Raw genomic sequence first — 23,252 nt, forward strand, 5'->3', positions numbered from 1 at the left:
CGGTTCACCGGGAGGGAATGACCCATGCTCGCCGTCGCCTCGCTGCTGGCCGCGCTCGTCGCTGCCGCCGCCCCGAAGCCCGCGCCCGCGTCGCCCTCCGCGGCCCCGTGGGAGCGGCCCGCGTTCAGCGCGCCGGCCGCCGACGTCGCGAGGGCCGCCGCGGCGCTCCCGGATCCCGCCGGGAAGAAGGTCGACGTCGACGTCCTCCTCGAGGAGGGCGTGTTCTCGTACGACGACGCCGGCCGGGTCACGTTCGCGTACCGCCTCGTCTACCGCCCGCTCACGCGCGACGCCGCCGAGGGCTGGGCGCAGGCCTCCCGGCCGTGGTCGCCGTGGCACGAGGAGCGGCCCACGGTCCGCGCGCGCGTCGTCCACCCCGACGGCACCGAGCACCTCCTCGATCCGAAGACGCTCTCCGAGGGCGCCGCCGACGACTCGGACGATCTCATGTACTTCGACCGGCGCGTGCTCCGCGGCCCGATCCCGCACGTCGCCCCCCGCGCCGTCGTCGAGGAGGAGTCCGTCGTCCGGGAGACCGCGCCGATCTTCGACCGCGGCACCGTCCAGCGCTGGTGGGTGGGCCGGCCGACCGCGACGCGGAAGATCAGGCTCGTCGTGTCCGCGCCCGAGAAGCTCCCGCTCGCCTTCGCGCTCCGGGATGGCCTCGCCGGCGCGCCGGTCGAGCGCCGCGAGCACGGGCGGCGCGTCCTCGAGTGGACCTGGACGGACGTCCCCGCCCGCAAGGCGCTCGAGGCGAACCTCCCGCCCGAGCGCGCCGCCTCCCCGCACGTCGCGTTCGGCACGGGCGCGTCGTGGAAGGCGGTGGCGGCGGCATACGCGGACAGCGCCGACCGGCAGCTCGAGGGCGCGGACCTCGCCGGCCGCGCGCGGGAGATCGCAGGCGCCGCCCGCGACCGTCGCGAGGCCGCGCAGCGGCTGCTCGACTGGATCTCCGGGAAGGTCCGCTACACCGGGCTCGAGCTCGGCCAGGCGGCCATCATCCCCGTCCCGCCCGCGGAGACGCTGAAGCGCGGCTACGGCGACTGCAAGGACCTGTCGCTCCTCCTCACGGGCCTGCTCCGCGCCCTCGGCCACCCCGCGGAGCTGGCGCTCGTGCGGACCGGCCCGGACGACGCCGCGGACCTCCCCGGCCTCGGCGAGTTCGACCATGTCATCGTCCACGTGCCCGGCACGCCCGAGCTGTGGATCGACCCGACCGACCCGGACACCGCGGCGGGCGAGCTGCCCCCCGGCGACCAGGGCAAGCTCGCGCTGCTCGCGAGCCGCGGGACGAAGGGGCTCGTCCGGACGCCGGACATGCCCCCCGAGGCGAACCGGCTCGAGATCGATCGCGAGATCCTGCTCCCCGAGAACGGGCGGGCGCGCGCGTCGGAGACGCGGCTCCTGCGCGGCTCGCGGGCGGCGGCGGAGCGGCATGCCCACCGCCGCACGCCGGCCGCCGACCTCGCCCGGGCGGACGAGGCGGAGGCGAAGAGCCTGTTCGTGGACGCGAAGCTGGTGGCCGCGCGGCGCGACGGGCTCGAGGGCTCGGGCGCGGTGACGGTCCGACTCGAGGCGGAGGAGTCCCGCTGGGCGATCACCGCCGACGCCGACGCCGAGGCGGTGGCCGGGCCGGCGCTGGTCTTCAGCCGCCTGCCGCCGTCGCTGCGGCCGAAGCCGCCCACGGACGGGGCGGCCCCCGCGCACGGCGAGGACGGCGAGGATCCGGAGGACGACGCGGACGCGGAGGAGCCGGGTGACGAGGAGGGCGGCGACGATGCGGCCAAGGACGCCGCCGCGCCGGCCGCGCGGACCGCGGACGTGCTCGCCTTCGAGGCGCACGAGTCGGTGGTCCGGTACCGCGTCGTCCCGCCGCCGGGCTTCGTGGCGGGCCCGCTGCCCGAGCCCGTCCGGATCGCCGTCGGCCCCGCCACGTACGAGCGGACGTTCAAGCTCGAGCGCGACGGCACGGTCACCGGCGTGCACCGGTTCCTGCTCGCGCGGCGGCGCCTCTCCGCCTCCGACGCCGAGGCGCTCCGGGCCGCGCTCGCCCCGTTCGGTGAGGACGGGCCGCGCGTGAAGTTCGAGCGCGTCTCGGAGAAGCTCCTCGGCGAGGGCAAGGGGCGCGAGGCGCTCGACGAGATCCGCCGGCTCGCCGCGCTCCACCCGACCGAGGCCCGCCACCACGCGCACCTCGCGCTCGCCCTCGTCCGGCTCGGCATGGGCGAGGCGGCACGGAAGGAGGCGCGGCGCGCGCTCGAGCTCGAGCCGTCGAACGGCTGGGCGCACCGCGTCCTCGCGAGCGTGCTGCAGCACGACCTGATCGGGCGCTGGAGGGAGGCCGGGTGCGATCTCGACGGCGCCGCCGCCGCGCAGCGCCGCGCCGTCGAGCTCGAGAAGGACGCGCCGGACACCCGCGCCCAGCTCGCGGTGATCCTGGAGCACGGCGAGCGGTGCGTGCACTGGGCGAAGGGGGCGAAGCTGGACGAGGCGGCGAAGGTCCTCCGCTCGATCCGCACGCAGCTCAAGAACCGGGAGCACGAGGCCGAGCTGCTCGAGGTGCTGCTCCGCGCCGAGCGGTACGCGGACGCGCGGGCGCTCGCGCGGGAGATGAAGGACTCGCCCGAGCGGCGCGTCGGGCTGCTCGCGGCCACGGCCGCCCTCGAGGGCGCGCCCGCCGCCGTCCGCGAGGCGGCGCGGATCGCCACCGCCGACCGGCCCGCGGCGCTGCAGGGCGCCGTCCTGCCGCTGCTCCGCGCGCGGCGCTACGCCGAGGCGGCGGCGCTGCTCGAGGCCGCCGGCCAGGGCTCCACCGCGTCCGCCGACCTCCGTTCGCGCGCGGCGCTCCTCGCCCGCATCAAGCGGAGCGACCGGATCGTCTTCGACGCCGCCGATCCCGCGACGCTGTTCCCGCGCGCCATGCGCGACATCATGGCGGGCGCGGACGCCGCGAAGCTGTCCGGCTACCTCTCGGGCGACGAGAGCGCCGGGCGGGAGATGCTCGACGGCTTCCGCACCGGCTTCGAGGGCGCGCTCCGGAACGACCGGAGCGGCATCGGCCCGGAGACCGCGGCGGACATCGCGCTCTCGCTCCTCGAGTGGTCGAAGGACGGGGACGACGCCGCCGGGTACCGGATCCGCTACAGCTTCCCGTACGCGCCGAACCCGGTGGTCGTCTACGCGTTGCCGACCGACGCGGGGTGGCGCCTCGTCGCCGAATCGTCGGAGTTCGCCGCGCTCGCCGCGGCGGCCCGGCGGCGCGTCGATGCGGGGAAGCTCGCCGCGGCGCGGCGCCTGCTCCGGTTCGCGAAGGAGGACGCGCCGCGCGGCTCGGAGTCGAGCCCGGGCGCGGTGCTCGGCGCGCTGTGGGCGCGCGGCGACGAGGCGGACGCGGCCGAGCTGCGCGTCGCCGCGACCGCCCTCGCGGCGTTCAAGGGAGACGCGGCGCTCGCAACCCAGGTCGCCGACCTCCGGGCGCGCGAGAAGGATCCCGCCCGGCGGCGCGCCCTCGGCTGGGCCCTCGCGGCCTCGCACGTGAGGGCGGAGCGCTGGGACGCGCTCCTCGGCGTCCTCCCCGACCTCGCCCAGGGCGACGGCGCGCCGCTCACCTTCGGCCTGCAGGCGATCGCGCTCATCCGGCTCGGCAAGCGGGCGGAGCTCACCGCCGCCGCGGAGCGGCGGCTCGCGGCGACCCCGGAGGACGTCGAGCCGCTCCGCTGGCTCCGGCGCGCCGCCGGCGCGGCGGGCGACGCCGACGGCGTCCTCCGCGCGGGCGGCCGCGTGATCGCGAGCGGCCGGGCCGAGCCGGACGACTGGAACGAGGTGGCATGGGCCGCGCTCTTCCGGGATCCGCTGGCGCCCGAGTCGCTCGAGCATGCGCGGAAGGCCGTCCTTCTCACCCAGGAGAAGTCGGCCGCGGTGCTCCACACGCTCGCGATGGTCCACGCCGAGCGGGGCGACGCGTCCGAGGCCCTGCAGGTGCTCGTGAAGGCCATCGCGGCCCGGAACGGGCGGGAGCCCAGCGCCTCCGACTGGCTCGTGGTGGGGCGCGTCGCCGAGCACTACGGCCTCATCGACGAGGCGGTCGCGGCGTACGGGCGGGTCACCCCGTCGAAGGGCGACACGCTCGGCTCGCACCTGCTCGCGGCGCGGCGGCTCGAGAAGCTCGGGAAGAAGGCGACGGCGCGCCGCGCCGAGCGCTGAACCATGGTTCGCGATTCGCGAACACCTGCGGTGTCGCAAATCGCGCCATGGTTCAGCAAGGTCGTAACGGGGGCTGCGCCCTCATGATTCATCACAAGCCGAACGAGAACCGGCGCCTTGCGCCCGGCCGGTCTTGGTCGGTGAAAGTGAAGGAGGGCTGAGAAGGGGGCCGGCCGAGGCGGGTCCGCGGTGGGGAAACGTCGACCGCGTGGATCGGCTACCAAGAAGCCTGCGTCGCGATGACGGCGAGCTCCTGGCGCGAGACGCGGATGCGGGCGCGTTCGGGGGAACCCAACCGATCGCGTCGGGCGGTTGACACGTCTCCGGCGCTTTCGCGGATCGCGCGTCGCGCCCACGCGAGGACGCCTCTCCCGCAGCGCCCCGCGCGCGTTGCGCGTCGCGAGCGGCGTCCGAACCGCGGCGCGAGGCGGCTCGCCAATTCTCGCGCCAGTGCTCGAATCCGTGCGTTTGCGGAGGGTGAGAATTCGCGTGAGACGATGCCCGCATGAACGCCCGCGACTCCTCGAACCGCCTCTCCGAGCTCCTCCGCCGCGAGCACCACGCGATGGCGGCCGTCCTCGTCGCCCTGGCCGGCTTCGACGCGAAGCGGCTGTGGCTCGAGCTCGGCTACCCCAGCCTCTTCACCTACCTGAACCGGGAGCTCGGGCTGTCGAAGAGCGCGGCCTTCTACCGGAAGACCGCCGCCGAGCTCATCCAGCGCTTCCCCGAGCTGGTCGAGCCGCTCGAGGACGGCAAGCTGTGCCTCTCCACCGTCGGCGAGCTCGCCCAGGTGCTCACGCCGGAGAACCGGGACCAGGTGATCCCCCGGTTCCTCCACCTCTCGAAGCAGGAGGCGCGGGCGGTCGTCGCTGAGCTGAAGCCAGTGGAGCGGCCTCCGCGTCGGGAGGTCATGACGACTGTTCGCGTCGCGGCCGCGGCGCCACCAGTGCGCGACCCCGAACCCGCCGCAGTGCTCGAGCTCGGCGCGCCGGCGACCGCCTGTGTCATTGCGCCCGGTTCGCCGGCAGAACTCGTCGATGCCAAGGTGGCCACACGGACCGTGAATGCCCCGATTTCCCGGACGACGCCGCCGACCTGGGCTCTCGAGAACGGCGGCGTCTGCGGCTCGCGCCACCGTCTCCAGTACGACCACATCCAGCCGAAGGCGCTCGGCGGGAAGTCGACGATCGAGAACGTTCGCCTCCTCTGCGCTCGCCACAACTTGCTCGCCGCTCGGAAAATCTTCGGCGATGCATGGATGGACAGGTACGCGCCGGCCCGCAAGGCCACCGCGGCGACGGGGCGCCGCGACGCCGGCTCGGCGGGTGCGCGCTCCGAAGTTCCCGCCGCGGCCCTGACCGGGCCACCGTGACCGTCGGGCGCGCGGGAGCGCCCTCCCGAAGCCTCCGGCTGGCCGGGCCCCATCGCCGTCGTCGCGACGCAGGCTTCTTGGTGGCCGATCCCCGCGGCGACGTCTCGCCCCCGCGGCCACGCCCCGGCCGTCCCCCTTCTTCTCGAGCCCCTTCCCCGCTCGCCAACACAGACGCGGCGTCCATGCGGCGACGGTCGCGGTGGTCCGAGATGTGATGAATCGTCAGGGCTGCGCCCCCGCCCCGCCGGGCAAAGCCCGTCGGGGCCCCACCCCTGCTGCGCGGGGCCCTGGCGCGCTTCGGCTTCGCCTCGCGCGGCGTCCCGCGGCGCGCGGCTTCGCCGCGCCGTTCACGAATCGATCAGCAGTTCCTCCAGGCCCGCTCGGCCTGGAGGATCGCGTTCCCGAGCGGCACGTCGTAGGGCCACGAGTCCACGATGATCCGGCCGAGCCCCTCGCCGCGGTCGCGGCGCGGGGGCAGGTCGCCCGCGTCGAGGGCGGCGAGGTAGCCGGCGAGCGTCGCGCGGCAGGTGTCGAGCTGGTCCCGGCCGAGGCGGTAGCGGGGCGCGGCGAGCTCCGCGTCGACCTCGGCGAGGGCGGAGACGAGCAGGTCGCGGGCGCGGGCGCGGCGGTCCATGGGCGCGGCAGCTTAGATCGAGGCGGACCGCGGCGGGGGCGATTCGCGGCGCGATCCCGGGCGCCGGCGGTCGCCCGGTCTTACCCTTCAACGAACGTTGAAAGAAGCGGGGAGGTGGAGTACAGATCCGCGCGCCATGGCCTACCGCTCGCTGCGCGAGTTCCTCGAACGGCTGGAGGCGGCGGGCGAGCTCGTCCGCATCACCGAGCCCGTCGACCCGGTCCTCGAGATGGCGGCCCTCGCCGACCGCGCCGCGAAGCAGGGCGGGCCGGCGCTCCTCTTCGAGAATCCGAGGGGCGTCCCGGGATCGATGCCCGTCGCCATGAACCTCTTCGGCACGCGGCGGCGGACGAGCTGGGCGCTGTCCTGCGACGACTTCGAGGAGCACGCGAAGGAGCTCCGCGCGCTCCTCCGCATGGCGCCGCCGCAGTCGTTCTGGGACAAGCTCAAGATGCTCCCGAAGCTCGGGAAGCTCGCGGCGATGACGCCCAAGCACGTCTCCTCCGGGCCGTCGCAGGAGGTGGTGGAGCGCGAGCCCGACCTCCGGAACCTCCCGGTCCTCACCACCTGGCCGCACGACGGCGGCCCGTTCGTCACGCTGCCGCAGGTCATCACCCGGGATCCGGAGACCGGGATCCGGAACGTCGGCATGTACCGGCTCCAGGTGCTCGGGCCGCGCCGGCTCGCGATGCACTGGCAGCTGCACAAGACCGCGACCGCGCACTACCGCGCCTACAAGAAGCGCGGCGAGCGGATGCCCGTCGCCATCGCGCTCGGCGGCGACCCCACCCTCACCTACTGCGCCTCGGCCCCGCTGCCGCCGAACGTGGACGAGTACGTCTTCGCCGGGTTCCTCCGCGGCGAGGCCGTCCGGATGGTGAAGGGCGTCGCCACCGATCTCGACGTCCCGGCGGACGCCGACCTCGTGATCGAGGGCTTCGTCGACACGTCGGCCCCGCTCGTCCGCGAAGGTCCGTTCGGCGATCACACCGGCTTCTACTCGCTCGCCGACGACTACCCGGCGCTCGAGGTCGTGGCGGTGACGCGCCGGCGGGACGCGATCTACCCCGCCACCGTGGTCGGACCGCCGCCCGTCGAGGACCAGTGGCTCGGCAAGGCAACGGAGCGGATGTTCCTGCCGATGCTCCAGATGATCTTCCCGGAGATCGTCGACATGTGCATGCCGGTGGAGGGCGTGTTCCACAACCTCTGCCTCCTGTCGATCCGGAAGGACCATCCGGGCCAGGCGAAGAAGGTCATCCACGGCCTGTGGGGCTCCGGCCAGATGGCGCAGACGAAGACCCTCGTGGTGTTCGACGACGACGTCGACGTGCAGGACGTCTCGCAGGCGGCGTGGCGCGCCTTCGCGAACGTGGACGTGAAGCGCGACCTCGTCCTCGCCGACGGTCCGGTCGACGTCCTCGACCACGCGTCGAGCCACTTCGCGTTCGGCGGCAAGATCGGGATCGACGCGACGCGGAAGTGGCGGGAGGAGGGCGGGCGCGAGTGGCCGGAGGTCTGCGTCCACCCGCCGGAGGTGCTCGCGCGGATGGACGCGCTGTACGACCGGCTCGTCCCCGGCGCGGCGCCGCTCCGCCGGGCGCGGATCGCGCCGCCCGAGGCGGCGTCGTGGGCCCCGAAGTGCGGAGGGATCCTCCAGTGAGCGTTCCGCTGCCCGGCGAGGGCCCGCGCGCGGGCCAGGTCCGCGCGATGTTCGACCGCGTCGCGCCGTCCTACGACCTCCTGAACCGGGTGATGTCGCTCCGGATCGACCAGGCCTGGCGGAGCCGGCTCCTCAGGGAGCTCGCGCCGAAGCAGGGCGAGGCGATGCTCGACCTCTGCGCCGGGACCATGGACGTCGCGGCGATGGCGCGCCGCCGCGTCCCCGGCCTGACGATCGTCGGCGCCGACTTCTCGTTCGGGATGCTCTCCCGCGGCGTCCGGAAGACCGGGCTCCCGGCCGCCCAGGCGGACGCGCTGGCGTTGCCCTTCCAGTCGAGGTCGTTCGATCTCGCCACCGTGACCTTCGGGATGCGGAACCTCGACTCCTGGGAGGCCGGGCTCCGCGAGCTGGCGCGGGCGCTCCGCCCGGGCGCGCGCCTCGGGATCCTCGAGTTCTTCCGGCCGGAGACCGCCGGCACCCGCGTCGTGCACGTCGCCATCAACAAGGTGATGGTCCCGGTGATGGGCCGGATCCTCTCGCCCGACCCGGCCGCCTACAGGTACCTGGTCGCGTCGATGGAGCGGTTCGCCTCGCGCCCCGAGTTCGAGGAGGGCGCCCGGCGTAACGGGTTCCGCGACGTGAGGGGGGAGACGCTCTTCCCCGGGATGTGCGGCCTCGTCACCGCGGTGCGTGCATGAAGCTCGTCGTCGCGGTCTCCGGCGCCTCGGGCGCGCCGTACGCCAGGCGGCTCCTCGACTTCCTCGCCGCGAACGGCGAGTCGCACGGGGTCTCGGTCGACCTCGTGTTCACGCAGACGGGCAAGCAGGTCTGGAAGCAGGAGATCGGCGACGAGCCGCGGTACCCGTTCAGGATCTGGAAGAACCAGGACTTCACCGCGCCGTTCGCCTCCGGCTCGGCGATGTACGACGCGATGGTCGTGATCCCGTGCTCGGCGGGCGCCCTCGCCCGGATCGCGTACGGGATCTCGGTCGACCTCGTCGGCCGCGCCGCGGACGTGATGCTGAAGGAGCGGAAGAAGCTCGTCCTCGTGCTGCGCGAGACGCCCATCAGCCTCGTGCACGCGCGGGCGATGACGCAGGTGATCGAGGCGGGCGCGTTCGTGATGCCGGCGTCGCCGTCGTTCTACTCGGCCCCCAAGACGATCGACGCGCTCGTGGACACGGTGGTCGCGCGCGTGCTCGACCGCCTCGGCCTGCCGAACGCACTGATGAAGCGCTGGGACGGCGTCTCGCCCCGCGCCCCGGAGCCGGTGGAGGAGCCCTGACATGACGATCTCGTCCCTCGCGCACCGCGCCCTCGAGCGCGACGGCCTCGGCCCGATCCGGGACACCGTGCTCGCCGGGAGCCGGATCTCCGACGCGGACGCGGTGAAGCTGTTCGAGACCGCGGATCTCCCCGCGCTCGGCGCCCTCGCGAACCACGTCCGCGAGGCGCGGCACGGCGACCTCACCTTCTACAATCGCAACGTCCACCTGAATCCGACGAACGTCTGCGTCGCCTCGTGCAAGTTCTGCTCGTTCGCGCGGAAGGACGACCAGCGCGCCTCCGAGGGCTACACGATGAGCCTCGACGAGGCCGTGGAGAAGGTGCTCTCGCGGCGGCCGCTCGGGATCACCGAGGTGCACATCGTCTCCGGCCTCCACCCGGACCTGCCGTTCGAGTACTACACCGAGCTGCTCTCGCGGATCCGGAAGGCGTGGCCGACGCTCGCCATCAAGGCGTTCACCGCCATCGAGCTCCACTTCTTCGCCGAGAAGTTCGGGATGACCTACGAGCAGGTCCTCCGGCGGCTCATGGAGGCCGGGCTCGACACGCTGCCCGGCGGCGGCGCCGAGATCTTCGCGCCGCGCGTCCGCCGGAAGATCTGCGACGACAAGGCCACCGCCGAGCAGTGGCTCGAGATCCACCGGACCGCGCATCGCCTCGGCGTGAAGACCAATGCGACCATGCTGTACGGCCACATCGAGCGGCTCGACGAGCGCGTCGATCACATGCGGCGCCTCCGCGAGGTGCAGGACGAGACGCACGGGTTCCAGGTGTTCATCCCGCTCGCCTTCCACCCCGAGCACAACATGATCGGGAAGGCGTTCCCCAAGCCGACCGGCTACGACGCCCTGCGGACGCTCGCGGTGGCGCGCCTCTACCTCGACAACTTCGATCACGTGAAGGCGTACTGGGTGTCCCTCGGCGAGCGGCTGGCCCAGACCGCCCTCGCCTTCGGGGTGGACGACCTCGACGGCACGGTCCTCGAGGAGCGCATCTACCACATGGCCGGGTCGACCGTGCCGCAGGCGCTGAGCGAGCGCAGCCTGCACGAGCTCATCCGGGCCGCGGGGCGGGTGCCGGCCGAGCGGGACAGCCTGTACCACGTGCTGAAGGTGCACGACGCGCCGGCGCCCGCGGCGGCGCTGAAGGTCACCGCGTAGCAGTCGAATCCGTTCGCCCTGAGCGTAGGCCCGCGCAGCGGGCCGGAGTCGAAGGGCGCACGCGGGAGAAACGCACGATGAAGAAGATCCGCGCCGCCGCCGTGTCGTTCCTGAACGCCTGGCCGCTCACCGCCGGGCTGGAGACGTCCGAGCGCGTCGAGCTCGTCCTCGCCGAGCCGTCGCGGTGCGCCGCGATGCTCGAGGCGGGCGAGGTCGATCTCGCGCTCGTCTCGGTCGCCGCCCTCACGAAGGGCGAGTACGACATCGTGCCCGGGATGGCGATCGGCGCCGACGGGCCGGTGCAGACGGTGGTCCTCGCCGGCGAGCAGTCGCCCGCGATCTGGGACGAGGTCTTCCTCGACACCGCGTCCCGCACCTCGCACGTGCTCGCCAAGCTCGTCCTCGACGCGATGGGCGTCCACCCGAAGTTCACGCCGTCCCCCGCCGCCGAGGGGCTCGCCCGCGCGAAGGGGACGAAGGGCGCGCTCGTCATCGGCGATCGCGGCTTCGACGTCCACGCGAACCACGTCCTCGACCTCGGCCGCGAGTGGACCCGCCTCAGCGGGCTGCCGATGATCTTCGCGCTCTGGGCGGCCCGCCCGGGCACCGTGTCGCCGGAGGACGTCCAGGAGCTCACGCGCGCGGCGCAGCACGGCCTCGGGATCCGCACCGAGCTCGCGCAGAGGTTCGCGGCGCAGAAGGGCGGCGACCCGGAGAAGTACCGCCGCTACCTCACGCAGCGCATCCGGTACGGCCTCGGACCGTACGAGCTGCAGGGCCTCGAGGCGTTCCTCGAGCGCGCCGCCGCGAAGGGCTTCCTGCCGCCGATGAAGCTCCGCTTCGTGGACGACGTGGTCCGGACGAAGCGCGTCCGCCGCGCCGTCTCCCTCGACACCGCGCTCCAGAAGGGCGCCGACGGCGAGCGCCTCGACGCCGACGAGGCGGAGCTGCTCGACGAGAAGGCCCCGCTCCTCGAGCTCGGGCTCGCCGCGGACATGCGCCGCCGCGCCCTCCACCCCGGCGACACGGTGACCTACATCGTCTCGCGGAACGTGAACTACACGAACGTGTGCACGACCGCGTGCCACTTCTGCGCCTTCTACCGGCCGCGCGGGCACAAGGAGTCGTACGTCCTGACGCGCGAGGAGCTCACCCGGAAGATCGACGAGACCGTCGCGCTCGGCGGCATCGAGATCCTCCTCCAGGGCGGCCTCCACCCCGACCTCGGCATCGAGTGGTACGAGGACCTCTTCCGCTGGGTGAAGTCGAAGTGGCCGGTCATCAACCTCCACGCGCTCTCCCCCGAGGAGATCTGGCACATCGCGCGCACGAGCGAGCTGCCCCTCGACGCCACGATCGACCGGCTCGTCGCGGCGGGGCTCGACTCGATCCCCGGCGGCGGCGCCGAGATCCTCGACGACGAGGTCCGGCGCCGCATCGCGCCGCTCAAGTGCTCCTCCGACGAGTGGCTCACGGTGATGGAGGCCGCGCACGTGAAGGGGCTCAAGAGCACCGGCACGATGATGTTCGGGGTCGGCGAGGAGCCGCGCCACCGCGTCGCGCACCTGATGCGGCTCCGCGAGCTGCAGGACCGCACCCGCGGCTTCACCGCGTTCATCTGCTGGCCGTTCCAGTCGGCGAACACGCGGCTCGAGCCCGGCGACGGGAGCGCCCACGCCTACCTCCGCACGAACGCGGTCTCCCGCCTCGTCCTCGACAACGTGCCGAACCTGCAGGCCTCGTGGGTCACGATGGGCGGCGGTGTCGCGCAGGCGGCGCTGCACATGGGCTGCAACGACTTCGGCCAGGTCATGATCGAGGAGAACGTCGTCTCCGCGGCGGGGACCACGTTCAAGATGGACTCGGAGGAGGTCGAGCGGCACATCCACGACGCCGGGTTCAGGCCCGCGCGGCGGAACATGAAGTACGAGCTCGTGGGGGTCCCGAAGGCGTGAGCGTGCGCGTCCACAGCGCGCCGTGGGTGCTCACGGGCGGCCCTTCGACTCCGGTCGCGGAGCGTGGCTCCGCGACCTCGAATCGGGGCGAACGGGACGGGGCGATCGCCGACGGCGCGATCGCCCTCGACGGCAACACCCTCCTCGCCGTCGGCCCGCGCGCCGAGGTCGAGGCGCGCTTCGGGAAGGCCGAGCGGCTCGACGCGGTGATCCTCCCCGCGCTCGTGAACGCGCACCTGCACCTCGAGCTCTCGCACATGAAGGGCTGGGTCGCCGGCGGCGAGGGGCTCCCCGCGTGGATCCAGCTCTTCGTCGCGGCGCGGCCGCGGACCCGAGAGGGCGAGCCCGAGCAGGCGATGGCCATGGCGGCGGAGGACCTGGTCCGCGCCGGGGTCGCCGCCGTCGGCGACATCACCAACACGCTCGCCTCGCTCCGCCCGCTCGCCGAGGCCGGGATCGCCGGGACGCTGTTCCACGAGGTCTTCGGGTTCGCGCCGAGCCGGTTCGAGGCCTCGCTCGCCGCCGCCCGCGCGGCCAGGGCCGCCGCCGGTGCGCCGCCGCCCGGGCTGCGGATCGTCGAGAGCCCGCACGCGATCTACTCGACGGGCGCCGCCGCGCTCGAGGCGCTCCTCCGCGGCGGCCCGGGCTCGCTGCACCTCGCCGAGGATCCCGCCGAGCGGGACTTCTGCGCCACCGAGGGCGGCGGCGCGTTCGGGCGGATGTACGCGTCGCTCGGCGCGCACTTCGAGGAGCTGCGCGTCGCCGGCCGGTCGCCCGTGGCGGCCGTCGCCGCCCACCTCCGGCCGCACCATCTCGCCGTGCACTGCGTCGACCTCGACGACGAGGACGTGGCGCTCCTCGCCGCGACCGGCGCCACGGTCGTCCTCTGCCCCCGGTCGAACTCGTACATCGTCGGGCGGCTGCCGCGCCTCGAGGCGCTCCTCGCCGCCGGCGTCCCGCTCGCGGTGGGCACCGACTCGCTCGCGTCGTCGCCCTCGCTCGCGCCGCTCGCGGAGCTGGCGCTGCTCTGGCGGGAGCACCCGGCGGTGCCCGCGGCACGGCTGCTGCCGCTCGCGTGGAACGGCGCCGCGGTCGGTGCGTCCCACGTCGGCCGCCTCGTCCCCGGCGCCGCGCCGGGCGTCCTCGCCGCGCCGTTCGACGTGGCGCGCGTCGACGATCCCTTCGAGTACGTGGTGTCGAAGTTCGGCGGCGAGGAGCGCGCCTTCACGTGGCTCGCGCGACAGTCGCCGGCGTCCCCCCTCACCCCCGATTCCTCGGACAGGTCCTCACGATGAGCGCTCGACCCCAGGCCGGCGAGGCCGCTCCCCCCCTCCGCCCGAACGGCGTCGTCGCCCTCGCGCGGATGGTGAAGCTCTCCCACTCGCTGTTCGCGCTGCCCTTCGTCGCGGCGGCGGTCGTGCTCGTCGCGCGCGACGCGCGGCTCGAGCCGCTGCGGCTCGCGCTCGTCGCCGTCGCGGTGGTCGCCGCGCGCACCGCCGCGATGGCGATGAACCGGATCGCCGATCGCGCCTTCGACGCCCGGAACCCGCGCACGATGCGGCGCGAGCTCGTCACCGGCGAGGTTTCGCCGGCCGCCGCGTGGGCGCTCCTCCTCGGGTCGGGCGCGGCGTTCGTCCTCGCCGCGGCCCTCATCTCGCCGCTCTGCGGCATCCTCGCCGTGCCGGTCCTCGGGATCCTGCTCGGCTACTCGTACGCGAAGCGGTTCACCTGGGCGTGCCACCTCTGGCTCGGCGTCGCGCAGGCGCTCGCGCCCATCGGAGTGGCGCTCGCCCTCACCGGCGGCGCCCCGGCGGCGTCGGTGGTCCTCGGCGTCGGCGTCGGCGCCTGGATCGCCGGCTTCGACGTCTTCTACGCGCTCCAGGACCTGGACTACGACCGCGGGGTGGGGCTGAGCTCGATCCCGGCGCGGTTCGGCGTGCGCGGCGCGCTCGCCTGGGCGCGCGGCCTCCACGTCGTCGCCGTGCTCTGCGTCTTCGCGGCGGGCGCGCTCGCCGGGCGCGGACCGGGCTGGGTCGCCGGCGCCGCGATCCTCGCCGCGACGATCGTGGGCGAGCACCTGCACGTCGCGCCGCGCGGGCAGCTCCGGCCCGAGCGGATCAACGTCGCGTTCTTCAACTACAACGCCTTCGCCTCGGTCGCGTTCGCGCTCTGCGCGCTGGGCGATCTCGCCATCCGGTGACCGGCAGGGGGGAGAGACCGATGACCGTCGCCGCGCAACGAGCCGCGCCGAGCTCGCACGCGCTCCAGAAGGTGGACCTCTCCGTCGCCGACGCGGTCGGCGCGCTCATGGAGCTGTGGGGGTTCCGCCGGCAGCTCGGCCGGATCTGGGCGGTGCTGTTCCTCTCCGACCGGCCGCTCGCGGCGCCCGAGCTCTGCGACCGGCTGCAGATCTCGACGGGCCTCCTCTCGATGAGCCTGGCCGAGCTCCGCCGGTGGGGCGTCGTCCGGAGCGTCGAGATCCCCGGCGACCGCAAGGAGCACTTCGAGGCGGAGACCAACGTCTGGCGGCTCGTGACGCGGGTCCTGCGCGAGCGCGAGAAGCGGGCGGTCGAGGAGGCGCTGGCCACCTTCGAGCGCGCGCTCGCCGACGTGCGCGCCGCGCTCGCCGACGTCGATCCGGCGGTGAAGGCGCTCGCCCGGTTCAAGGTCCGGCGCCTCGAGGTCCTGGCCGACCTCTCGCGCGCCGCGCTCGCCGTGCTCCGGCTCCTCGTCGACTCGGCGCGCGCGGACGTCGGGCCCATCAAGGCGCTCTCGGAGGCGCTGGCCCGGCGCAGCTAGCCACCCGCCGCGCGCCCGGTCCCGGCGACGGCGGCCGCATCGGCGGGCAGCTCCACCGCGAAGGTCGCGCCGCGGCCCGGCGCGCTCTCGACGCGGATCGTGCCCCCGCTCGCGTCGACGATCTGCCGGGCGATCCAGAGCCCGAGGCCGAGCCCGCCGTAGTGCCGCGCGGGGACGGCGCGCTCGAACCGCTCGAAGATGCGCGCCTGGTCCTCGGGCGCGATGCCGATGCCGCCGTCCGCGACCTCGACCACCGCGCGCGTCCCCTCGCGGCGCAGCGAGACGCGCACCGCCGTGCCCGCGCCGTACTTCAGCGCGTTCGCGAGGAGGTTCGTCACCACCTGCTCGATCCGGAGCCGGTCGCCCTCCGTGACGACCCCGGGCGCGAGCGACACCTCGAGCTCGCTGCCGCTCCGCCGCGCGGCGTCGCCGAAGCGCGCGGTGACCTCGCGCACGGCCTCGCTGAGATCGAACCGCGCGCGCTCGAGGACGAGGCGGCCGGTCGCGATGCGGGACACGTCGAGGAGCGCCTCGACGAGCCCGCCGAGGCGCGAGACGCTCGCCGCGGCCGCCGCGAGACGCTCCGGCACCTTCTCGACCGACGGCGCGTCCCGCCGGAGCAGCCGCTCCGCCTGCTGGACCTGGAGGAGCGCCGAGGTGATCGGCGTCTTGAGCTCGTGGCTCGCCACCGACATGAAGACGTCGCGCGCGACGATGGCCTGGGACTTCGCCTCCTCCGTCTCCTTCTGGGCCTGGATGTCGGTGCAGGCCACGAACCAGCGGGCGACGCGGTCCGCCTCCACCTCCAGGGGCACGGCCGAGACGAGGAACCACCGCCAGCTCCCGTCCGCGGCGCGGAGGCGGTGCTCGGCGGTTGCGCTCGCGCCCGTCGCGAGCGTGCGCGCCCACTCCTCCTCGGCGCGGGCGCGCTCCTCGGGGTGGACGAGCGCGAGGAGCGGCGCGGGGCCGAGCTCGTCCACGCTCCGGCCCGCGAACTCGAGGAGCTGCGGGTTCGCGAACTCCACCCCCCCGGGCCCCACCACCACCACGAGCTGCGGCATCGCGGCGAGCACGCGCCGGAGGCGCGCCTCGGACTCGCGGATCGCGCGCTCGGCCTCCTTCACCTCGGACAGGTCGGTGTTCGCGCCGACCCACTCCAGCACGGCGCCGTCGTCGCCGATGACCGGCACGCCGCGCGCGAGCGTCGGCGTGTACGTGCCGTCGGGCCGGCGCAGGCGGTACTCGAGCTCGAACGGCCGGCGCGCCGCGACGGCCGACTCCCACGCGCGGCGCGCACGCTCCCGGTCCTCCGGGTGCACCGCCTCGAGCCACCCGGCGCCGAGCCAGTCCTCGAGCCGCTGCCCGGTGAACGCGCGCCAGCTCGGCGAGTCCTCCACCACCTCGCCGGCCGCGGTCCTCGTCCAGAGCACCTGCGCCGACGCCGCGACGAGGGACCGGAGGCGCCGCTCGTGCTTCGCGCGCTCCGCGTACCCGGCGCGGAGGGAGGCGCTCGCGACCACCAGGGCGGCGGAGACCAGCATGAAGAGCACCGTCGCGAGCGCCGCGTGCGGGGACCATATCCCCGCGGGGATGATGACCTCCCGGTTGGCCAGCACCGCCGAGCAGGCCGTCGCGAGGATCCCGGGGCCGATGCCGCCCACGTACGCCGCGCCGAGCACCGCCGGGAAGAAGAACAGGAACGGGCCGGATTGCGCGGTCTGCCGGAGCAGGATCGCGAGCGCGGCGGCGAGGAGCGGGAGCGCGACCGCCACGAGGTACGCGGCGACCGCGGGCAGCCGCGGTGGGGGTGGCAGGCGCAGGAGCGGCATCACGGTGCGGGCCGACCGTTCCGCCGGGGCGTCCCGGCGGCCCGCGGGGGCGAAGCCTACCGCCCTGCGCCGCATCCTGCACGCGCGCCGCTCCGGCCTCCCCCGCGCGGGGTCGGCGCCCCGCACCGACACCGGCGCGGCGCCCTCGGCCGCGCGCCCGCCGTCCGAGCCTTGCCCGCCCCGCGCGGGAACGGTAAGTAATCCCCCCTCATGCTGTCCCCCGACGTCCTGAAGAAGCTCGAGGCCATCGAGCGCCGGTTCGAGGAGCTCACCGCCCAGCTCTCCGACCCGGCGGTCGCGTCGAGCGGCGAACGCTTCCGCAAGGTCTCGAAGGAGCGCGCGTCGATCGAGGCCACCGTGAACGCGCTCCGCGCGTACCGGAAGCTCCTCAAGGACGTGGAGGACAACGAGGCGCTGCTCGCCGAGAAGGATCCCGAGCTCCGCGAGATGGCGAAGGAGGAGCTCGCGCAGCTCCGCCCCCAGCTCGACCCCGCCGAGGAGCAGCTCAAGACGTACCTGCTCCCGAAGGACCCGAACGACGAGAAGGACGTCATCCTCGAGATCCGCGCGGGCGCCGGCGGCGACGAGGCCGGCCTCTTCGCGGCCGAGCTGCTCCGCGCCTACCTCCGCTACGCCGAGCGGCGCGGCTGGCGCACCGAGGTGATGGACACCTCCGCCGGCGCGCTCGGCGGGCTGAAGGAGGCGACCGTCACCGTCTCCGGTGACGCGGTCTACTCGTCGCTCAAGTACGAGTCCGGCGTGCACCGCGTCCAGCGCGTGCCCGCCACCGAGGCGCAGGGGCGGATCCACACGTCGACCGTCACGGTCGCCGTGATGCCCGAGGCCGAGGACATCGACGTCCAGGTGAACGCGGCGGACATCGAGATGGACGTGTTCCGGTCCACCGGCTCGGGCGGCCAGTCGGTGAACACGACGGACTCGGCCGTGCGCCTCACGCACAAGCCGACCGGCATCGTCGTGAAGTGCCAGCAGGAGAAGAGCCAGCTCAAGAACCGGAACATGGCGATGAAGATGCTCCGGGCGAAGCTGTACGAGATCGAGCAGGAGAAGCAGCGCAGCGCCCGGGACGCCGCGCGGAAGAGCCAGGTCGGCACCGGCGACCGCTCCGAGAAGATCCGCACCTACAACTTCCCGCAGGACCGCCTCACCGATCACCGGATCAACTACACGCGGCACAACCTGCCCGCGGTGATGGACGGCGACGTGCAGGACGTCATCGACGCATGCCGGACGTTCTACGCGGCGGCCGCGCTCCGCGAGGCGGCGCGCGGCGATGCGTCCGTGGTCGCCGAGAAGCGGGCGTGAGCGAGAGCTGGACCCCGCTCAGGCTCCTCTCCTGGACCCAGGGGTTCTTCGCACAGAAGAGCGTGGACGCGCCCAGGCTCACCGCCGAGGTGCTGCTCTCGCACGCGCTCTCGTGCGATCGCGTCCGGCTCTACCTCGACTTCGACAAGCCGCTCGGCGACCCCGAGCTCGCGCGGTACCGCGACCTCGTCCGGCGCCGCGCCGACGGCGAGCCCACCGCGTACCTCGTCGGCAAGAAGGAGTTCTACGGCCGCCCGTTCGCCGTCGACGCGCGGGTGCTCGTGCCGCGGCCCGAGACCGAGCTCGTCCTCGAGGCGGCGCTCGCGGCGCTCCCGGACGGCGGCGCGGCCCTCGACCTCTGCACCGGCTCCGGGATCCTCGGCGTCACCCTCGCGCTCGAGCGGCCGGGCGCCCGCGTGCTCGCGACCGACGTGTCGGGTGACGCCCTCGAGGTGGCCCGCGCCAACGCCGCGGCGCTCGGGGCGACGGTCGAGCTCACCCAAGGCGACCTGTGGGACGCCGTGCCACCCGGTGCGCGGTTCGACGTGATCGTGTCGAATCCGCCCTACGTCCCCCGTGGCGAGCTGGACACGCTCCAGCGCGAGGTCCGCCGCGAGCCGCGCCTCGCCCTCGACGGCGGCCCGGACGGCGCCGACCTGCTCCGGCGGATCGTCGCCGGGGCGCCGGCCCGGCTCTCGCCGGGCGGCGCGCTCGTCCTGGAGATGCACGAGTCACATCGCGAGCTTCTGCCGGGGCTCTGCCGCGAGGCGGGGTTCGATCGCGCGGAGGCGCGGATGGACCTCGCGGGCCTCCCGCGTTACACGGTCGCCCACGTGGCGAGCGAGCCCGTCCCAGCGTAGTATCGCGCCGGTTCTTGCAGGGGGATCACCTGCCAGCGGAACGGCGCCTCGCCGCCCTCCCCGGCAGAACGGAGAGAAGTCGGTTGGACAAGATCGTCGTCGAAGGAGGCGTGCCGCTCCGCGGGAGCGTCGACGTCTCCGGCGCCAAGAACGCCGCGCTCCCCATCGTCGCCGCCGCGCTGCTCGCGGAGGGCGATCACGTCGTCCGGAACGTCCCGGACCTCGCCGACGTGCGCACGCTCGGACGGCTGCTCGCGCACATGGGCTGCCAGGTGGAGCGGAACGCGGGCGAGCGGCGCGCGCTCGGGATCCGCGTGCCGTCCGCGGTCACCCCCGAGGCGCCCTACGAGCTCGTGAAGACGATGCGGGCATCGGTGGTGGTCCTCGGGCCGCTCGTCGCGCGCTGGGGGCAGGCCCGTGTCTCGCTCCCGGGCGGCTGCGCCATCGGCGCGCGCCCCATCGACCAGCACCTCAAGGGCCTCACCGCCCTCGGCGCCGAGATCCGGCTCGAGCACGGGTACGTCCACGCGTTCACGCCCCGCGGCCGGCTCGAGGGGACGGTGTTCACCTTCGACGGCCAGACCGTCACCGGCACCGAGAACGTCATGATGGCGGCCGCGCTCGCCGAGGGCGAGACCGTGCTCCGGAACTGCGCCCGCGAGCCCGAGGTGAAGGACCTCGCCGACGCGCTCGTCGGGATGGGCGCCCTCATCGAGGGCGCCGGCACCGACGAGATCTGGATCGAGGGCGTCGAGTCGCTCCGGCCCATCGATCACACCGTCATCGCGGACCGCATCGAGGCCGGCACCTTCCTCGTGGCGGGCGCCCTCCCGGGCGGCGACGTCGTCGTGAAGGGCGCCGTCCCGGCGCACCAGGAGGCGCTCGTCGAGAAGCTGCGCGCCGTGGGCGCCGAGGTGAAGGAGGTCCCGGGCGGGCTGCGCGTCGTCGGCGACGGGCGGCCACGGCCGGTGGACGTCCGGACCCAGCCGCACCCGGGCTTCCCGACGGACATGCAGGCGCAGATGATGGTGCTCCTCTGCCTCGCCGACGGGACGTCGCGGATCACCGAGACGGTCTTCGAGAACCGCTTCATGCACGTGCAGGAGCTCCAGCGCCTCGGCGCGGACATCGCGGTGGACGGGAAGGTGGCGCTCGTGAAGGGCGTCCCGCGGCTCGAGGGCGCGCCGGTCATGGCGAGCGACCTCCGCGCCTCCGCCGCGCTCGTCCTCGCCGGCCTCGCCGCGCAGGGCTCGACGGAGATCCAGCGCGTCTACCACCTCGATCGCGGCTACGAGCGGATCGAGGAGAAGCTCGCGCCTCTCGGGGCGCGGATCCGGAGGGTGAAGGCCTGATGCCGGCGTCGACCGAGCTGCTCACCGTGGCGGTGCCCAAGGGCCGGCTCCTCGAGGAGTCGTCCCACCTCTTCGAGCGAGCGCTCGGCGTCTCCCCGAGGAAGCTGCTCGAGGGCACCCGCAAGCTCGCGGCCGACGCGCCGGCGGCGGGCCTGCGCTTCATCTCGATCCGCGCCGCCGACGTGGCGAGCTACGTCGAGCACGGCGCGGCCGCGGTGGGGATCGTCGGCCTCGACGTTCTCCGGGAGGAGCCGCGGGATCTCTACGAGCCGCTCGATCTCGGGATCGGCCGCTGCACCGTCATCGTCGCCCGGCCGAAGGGCGCCGCGCCGCTGCCGCGCGGCGTCGCGCCGCGCGTGGCGACCAAGTACCTCTCGCTCGCCGCCCACCACTTCGCCAGGAAGGGGGTCCCCGCGGAGATCATCCCGCTGCACGGCTCGATCGAGGTCGCCCCGTCCCTCGGGCTCGCAGACGCAATCGTGGACATCACCGAGACCGGCGAGACGCTGCGCGCGAACGGCCTCGTCATCGAGGAGGAGGTCCTCCAGGTCTCCGCCCGGCTGGTCGTGAACCGCGTCGCCCTGAAGCTCCACGCCGAGCGGCTCCGCCGCCTGATCGCCTCCCTGCGCGAGGTGGTCGCGGCACCCGTTCGGAAAGGCCGCTGACGCCCCGCACGCAAACCATTGAAAGCTGGCACGGCTTCTGCCTAGTATCAGGAGTCCGTACAGACGGCTTTCGCTTGAACCCCCGTTCCCACTGACCTTCGTTTGAACCGGTCCCGAGGAGGACCCGTCTCCGTCATGGATTGCCCGCGGTGCAGCGTCGAGATGCAGGAGATCACGCAGGAGGACAGCACGCTCCAGCGCTGTGCCGAATGCGGTGGGATCTGGGTCGTCGACGTCGCCGATCTGAACAAGATGCTGCTGCACGCGAACCTGCCGGCGCTGTCGACGATCGGCGGGTTCATCAACGCGGACGAGATCTCGGGGATGTGCCCGGCCTGCAACGTGGACCTGGTGGTCGTCGAGGGGGGCGAGAAGCGCTCGCTCGCCTACGACACCTGCGAGTCCTGCGGCGGGCTGTGGGTCGACGGCGAGGAGGAAGCGCCGGCGGCCGAGCTCGACTGGAAGGGCGCGAACAAGCAGATCGTCGACTTCTTCAAGCGGTTCGCCAAGAAGAAGTAGCGCTCACGACTCACCACGTCCGGTCGTCGCGCCACGGGTACGCGGTGTTCGAGTAGCCGCGGATCTCCCAGTAGCCGCGCCGGTCCTGCGTGAGGAGCTCGAGGCGCGACAGCCACTTCGCGCCCTTCCAGGCCCAGAGCTGCGGGACGACGATCCGGACGGGCCCGCCGTGATCGCGCGGGAGCGGCGCGCCGTCCACGCCGTGGACGACGAGCACGTCGGGCTTGAGCGCCTCCTCGAGGGGAAGGTTCGTCGAGTAGCCGTCGGAGGCGTGGGCCATGAGGTGCGTCGCCTCGGCCGTCGGCCGCGCGAGCGCGAGGACCGTCTCCAGCCGGACGCCGCGGAAGCGGAGGTCGAGGATCGACCAGCCGGTGACGCAGTGGAAATCGGACTCCTCCTCCACCTGCGGTAGCGCGAGGAGCTCGGCGTACGACAGCGCGAGCGGGGTCTCGACGGCGCCGTCGACCCGGAGGCGCCAGCGATCGATGGAGACGTCGGGCGTCTCGACGCCGAGGTCGAGCACCGGCCACTCCCGCTTCTCGAAGACGTTCTGGCCGGGCGGCTCCTTCGGCATGCCGTGCCGGTTCGGCGCCCCCTCGCCCTGCGGCGCGGGGTCCGCGAGCGACGGCGTCGCCTTCATCTTCCCGGCGAAGCGGGCGCGGAGGAGCGCGACGCCCTCCTCGATGCGGCGCTGGATGTCGTCCACGCTCCCTCCCGGGTCCCGGCCTCGGCCGCTGAGCTTAGCGCCCGCCCGGAGGCTCCGCAGCGGCGACCGCCGCGGCACGGCGCGCGCGCCACCCGCACGCGCCGCGCTCCGCCCGGGCGGAACCGAACTCCTTGACTCGGAGGCCCCTTCGCGGCAGAAACTCGGACTCGCGACGCGGGAATAGCTCAGTTGGTAGAGCATCAGCTTCCCAAGCTGAGGGTCGCCGGTTCGAATCCGGTTTCCCGCTCCAAGTTTCGAGGCCGGAACTCCTGGGCTTTCGCCCGACGGGTTCCGGCCTTTCTCTTTCCGGACTCATCAGCTCGCGAAGGCGCGGATCAGCGGGGCGATGTTCGGGATGAGATCGAACCAGCCGTGCAGCACGACCACGAGCGTGAGGTTTCGGGTGCGCGCCCAGAGCATGCCGAACGCGACACCGATCGGCGACAAGATGACGATCGCGTAGGCAGCCGCGCCGAGCGCGTCCGGCGCCCGGGCCATGCCCTCCACGGAATGTGCGCCGCGCAGCACGTACCCCGGCGCGTGCGCGAGCGCGAAGAGTACGGACATTCCCAGCGCACCAGCGACCGGCGAACGCAGCCACGCCGCCATGCGCGACTGGAGGAGCCAACGAGTGCGCGCGACATGAGGCTGCCGAGGAGATCATGGATTGGCGGCGCAGTCACGCACCGTGCGGGCGCATAGCCTCTCGTGCCGGCCGCACGCGTGGTCCCGCGGCGCGGTTCTCCGTCTCCAGCACGCCTCGCGGTCAACGCTTGGCGCCGTAGACGTTGACGCCCGTCACGCGGAACTTACGCGCAACCTTCTCCTTCGAGGTGCCCAGGAACGGATCGAAGCGCTCGCGGATCTCCACCGCCTCGAAGCCGACCTCGGCGAGCAACGAGAGGAGCTCTGCCTCCGGCAG

The 23,252-nt window shown here is 73.8% G+C and carries 20 protein-coding genes and 1 tRNA gene; 16 read left to right on the forward strand and 5 right to left on the reverse strand.

The annotated features are described in order from the left end of the window. Positions 1–24: 24 nt before the first annotated feature. Together AMOR_RS10540 and AMOR_RS10545 are read left to right on the forward strand one after the other, a co-directional pair. Positions 25–4,203, forward strand: a complete 4,179-nt coding sequence (locus tag AMOR_RS10540) for a DUF3857 domain-containing protein (protein ID WP_248360795.1) — start codon at positions 25–27, stop codon at positions 4,201–4,203. A 505-nt stretch (positions 4,204–4,708) separates the two neighbouring features. After that, positions 4,709–5,575 carry an HNH endonuclease gene (locus AMOR_RS10545; protein WP_248360797.1) on the forward strand — a complete coding sequence of 289 codons (867 nt, stop codon included), beginning with the start codon at positions 4,709–4,711 and terminating at the stop codon, positions 5,573–5,575. A gap of 358 nt (positions 5,576–5,933) precedes the next feature. On the opposite strand, the gene AMOR_RS10550 is transcribed toward AMOR_RS10545, so the two are convergent. Then, complete coding sequence (locus tag AMOR_RS10550; RefSeq protein WP_248360799.1) at positions 5,934–6,209, reverse strand: hypothetical protein; 276 nt, start codon at positions 6,207–6,209, stop codon at positions 5,934–5,936. Positions 6,210–6,345: 136 nt separating this feature from the next. Here AMOR_RS10550 and AMOR_RS10555 point away from each other — a divergent pair, with 136 nt between their 5' ends. From AMOR_RS10555 to AMOR_RS10590, 8 genes are all read left to right on the forward strand, one after another. Beyond that, positions 6,346–7,872: a menaquinone biosynthesis decarboxylase gene (locus tag AMOR_RS10555; protein ID WP_248360801.1), complete on the forward strand. Its 1,527-nt coding sequence runs from the start codon at positions 6,346–6,348 to the stop codon at positions 7,870–7,872. Beyond that, positions 7,869–8,570 (forward strand): ubiquinone/menaquinone biosynthesis methyltransferase, encoded by a 702-nt coding sequence (locus tag AMOR_RS10560; protein WP_248360803.1) that lies wholly within the window; start codon positions 7,869–7,871, stop codon positions 8,568–8,570. The genes AMOR_RS10555 and AMOR_RS10560 overlap by 4 nt, the downstream gene beginning before the upstream one ends. Beyond that, complete coding sequence (locus AMOR_RS10565; RefSeq protein WP_248360805.1) at positions 8,567–9,157, forward strand: UbiX family flavin prenyltransferase; 591 nt, start codon at positions 8,567–8,569, stop codon at positions 9,155–9,157. Before AMOR_RS10560 ends, AMOR_RS10565 begins: the two co-directional genes overlap by 4 nt. Position 9,158: 1 nt before the next feature. Beyond that, positions 9,159–10,319 (forward strand): aminofutalosine synthase MqnE, encoded by a 1,161-nt coding sequence (gene mqnE, locus AMOR_RS10570; protein WP_248360807.1) that lies wholly within the window; start codon positions 9,159–9,161, stop codon positions 10,317–10,319. A gap of 77 nt (positions 10,320–10,396) precedes the next feature. Then, the gene (gene mqnC / locus AMOR_RS10575) at positions 10,397–12,274 is read left to right on the forward strand and encodes a cyclic dehypoxanthinyl futalosine synthase (protein ID WP_248360809.1); all 1,878 of its coding nucleotides are present in this window, start codon (positions 10,397–10,399) and stop codon (positions 12,272–12,274) included. A gap of 2 nt (positions 12,275–12,276) precedes the next feature. Beyond that, positions 12,277–13,569, forward strand: a complete 1,293-nt coding sequence (locus AMOR_RS10580) for an amidohydrolase family protein (protein ID WP_248360811.1) — start codon at positions 12,277–12,279, stop codon at positions 13,567–13,569. Then, positions 13,566–14,474: a UbiA-like polyprenyltransferase gene (locus tag AMOR_RS10585; RefSeq protein ID WP_248360813.1), complete on the forward strand. Its 909-nt coding sequence runs from the start codon at positions 13,566–13,568 to the stop codon at positions 14,472–14,474. Before AMOR_RS10580 ends, AMOR_RS10585 begins: the two co-directional genes overlap by 4 nt. A gap of 20 nt (positions 14,475–14,494) precedes the next feature. Further along, on the forward strand, positions 14,495–15,073 hold the full coding sequence (locus AMOR_RS10590; RefSeq protein ID WP_248360815.1) for a GbsR/MarR family transcriptional regulator: 579 nt from the start codon (positions 14,495–14,497) through the stop codon (positions 15,071–15,073). Here the strand turns inward: AMOR_RS10590 and AMOR_RS10595 are convergent. Beyond that, positions 15,070–16,902, reverse strand: coding sequence for a sensor histidine kinase (locus tag AMOR_RS10595; RefSeq protein WP_248360817.1), 1,833 nt, complete (start codon positions 16,900–16,902; stop codon positions 15,070–15,072). The two genes, AMOR_RS10590 and AMOR_RS10595, sit on opposite strands and share 4 nt — an antisense overlap. A 210-nt stretch (positions 16,903–17,112) precedes the next feature. Here AMOR_RS10595 and prfA point away from each other — a divergent pair, with 210 nt between their 5' ends. The 5 genes from prfA (at position 17,113) to AMOR_RS10620 (ending at position 21,624) form a co-directional block, all read left to right on the forward strand. Beyond that, positions 17,113–18,228, forward strand: coding sequence for a peptide chain release factor 1 (gene prfA, locus AMOR_RS10600; protein WP_248360819.1), 1,116 nt, complete (start codon positions 17,113–17,115; stop codon positions 18,226–18,228). Then, positions 18,225–19,088 (forward strand): peptide chain release factor N(5)-glutamine methyltransferase, encoded by an 864-nt coding sequence (prmC, locus tag AMOR_RS10605; RefSeq protein WP_248360821.1) that lies wholly within the window; start codon positions 18,225–18,227, stop codon positions 19,086–19,088. The genes prfA and prmC overlap by 4 nt, the downstream gene beginning before the upstream one ends. Before the next feature lie 83 nt (positions 19,089–19,171). Then, positions 19,172–20,440, forward strand: coding sequence for a UDP-N-acetylglucosamine 1-carboxyvinyltransferase (gene murA / locus AMOR_RS10610; RefSeq protein WP_248360823.1), 1,269 nt, complete (start codon positions 19,172–19,174; stop codon positions 20,438–20,440). Beyond that, positions 20,440–21,105, forward strand: coding sequence for an ATP phosphoribosyltransferase (gene hisG / locus AMOR_RS10615; protein ID WP_248360825.1), 666 nt, complete (start codon positions 20,440–20,442; stop codon positions 21,103–21,105). The genes murA and hisG overlap by 1 nt, the downstream gene beginning before the upstream one ends. A gap of 135 nt (positions 21,106–21,240) precedes the next feature. Beyond that, on the forward strand, positions 21,241–21,624 hold the full coding sequence (locus AMOR_RS10620; RefSeq protein WP_248360827.1) for a TFIIB-type zinc ribbon-containing protein: 384 nt from the start codon (positions 21,241–21,243) through the stop codon (positions 21,622–21,624). Positions 21,625–21,634: 10 nt separating this feature from the next. Here AMOR_RS10620 and AMOR_RS10625 read toward each other — a convergent pair whose 3' ends face one another. Next, positions 21,635–22,330 (reverse strand): molybdopterin-dependent oxidoreductase, encoded by a 696-nt coding sequence (locus tag AMOR_RS10625; RefSeq protein ID WP_248360829.1) that lies wholly within the window; start codon positions 22,328–22,330, stop codon positions 21,635–21,637. Between the two features lie 174 nt (positions 22,331–22,504). Here AMOR_RS10625 and AMOR_RS10630 point away from each other — a divergent pair. Continuing rightward, positions 22,505–22,580 (forward strand) — tRNA-Gly (locus AMOR_RS10630). A 65-nt stretch (positions 22,581–22,645) separates the two neighbouring features. Here the strand turns inward: AMOR_RS10630 and AMOR_RS10635 are convergent. Then, positions 22,646–22,939: a CPBP family glutamic-type intramembrane protease gene (locus AMOR_RS10635; protein ID WP_248360832.1), complete on the reverse strand. Its 294-nt coding sequence runs from the start codon at positions 22,937–22,939 to the stop codon at positions 22,646–22,648. Positions 22,940–23,096: 157 nt separating this feature from the next. After that, positions 23,097–23,228, reverse strand: a complete 132-nt coding sequence (locus tag AMOR_RS29640) for a hypothetical protein (protein ID WP_256468122.1) — start codon at positions 23,226–23,228, stop codon at positions 23,097–23,099. Positions 23,229–23,252: the final 24 nt, after the last annotated feature.

The sequence above is a fragment of the Anaeromyxobacter oryzae genome (assembly GCF_023169945.1).
GTDB classification, from domain to species: domain Bacteria; phylum Myxococcota; class Myxococcia; order Myxococcales; family Anaeromyxobacteraceae; genus Anaeromyxobacter; species Anaeromyxobacter oryzae.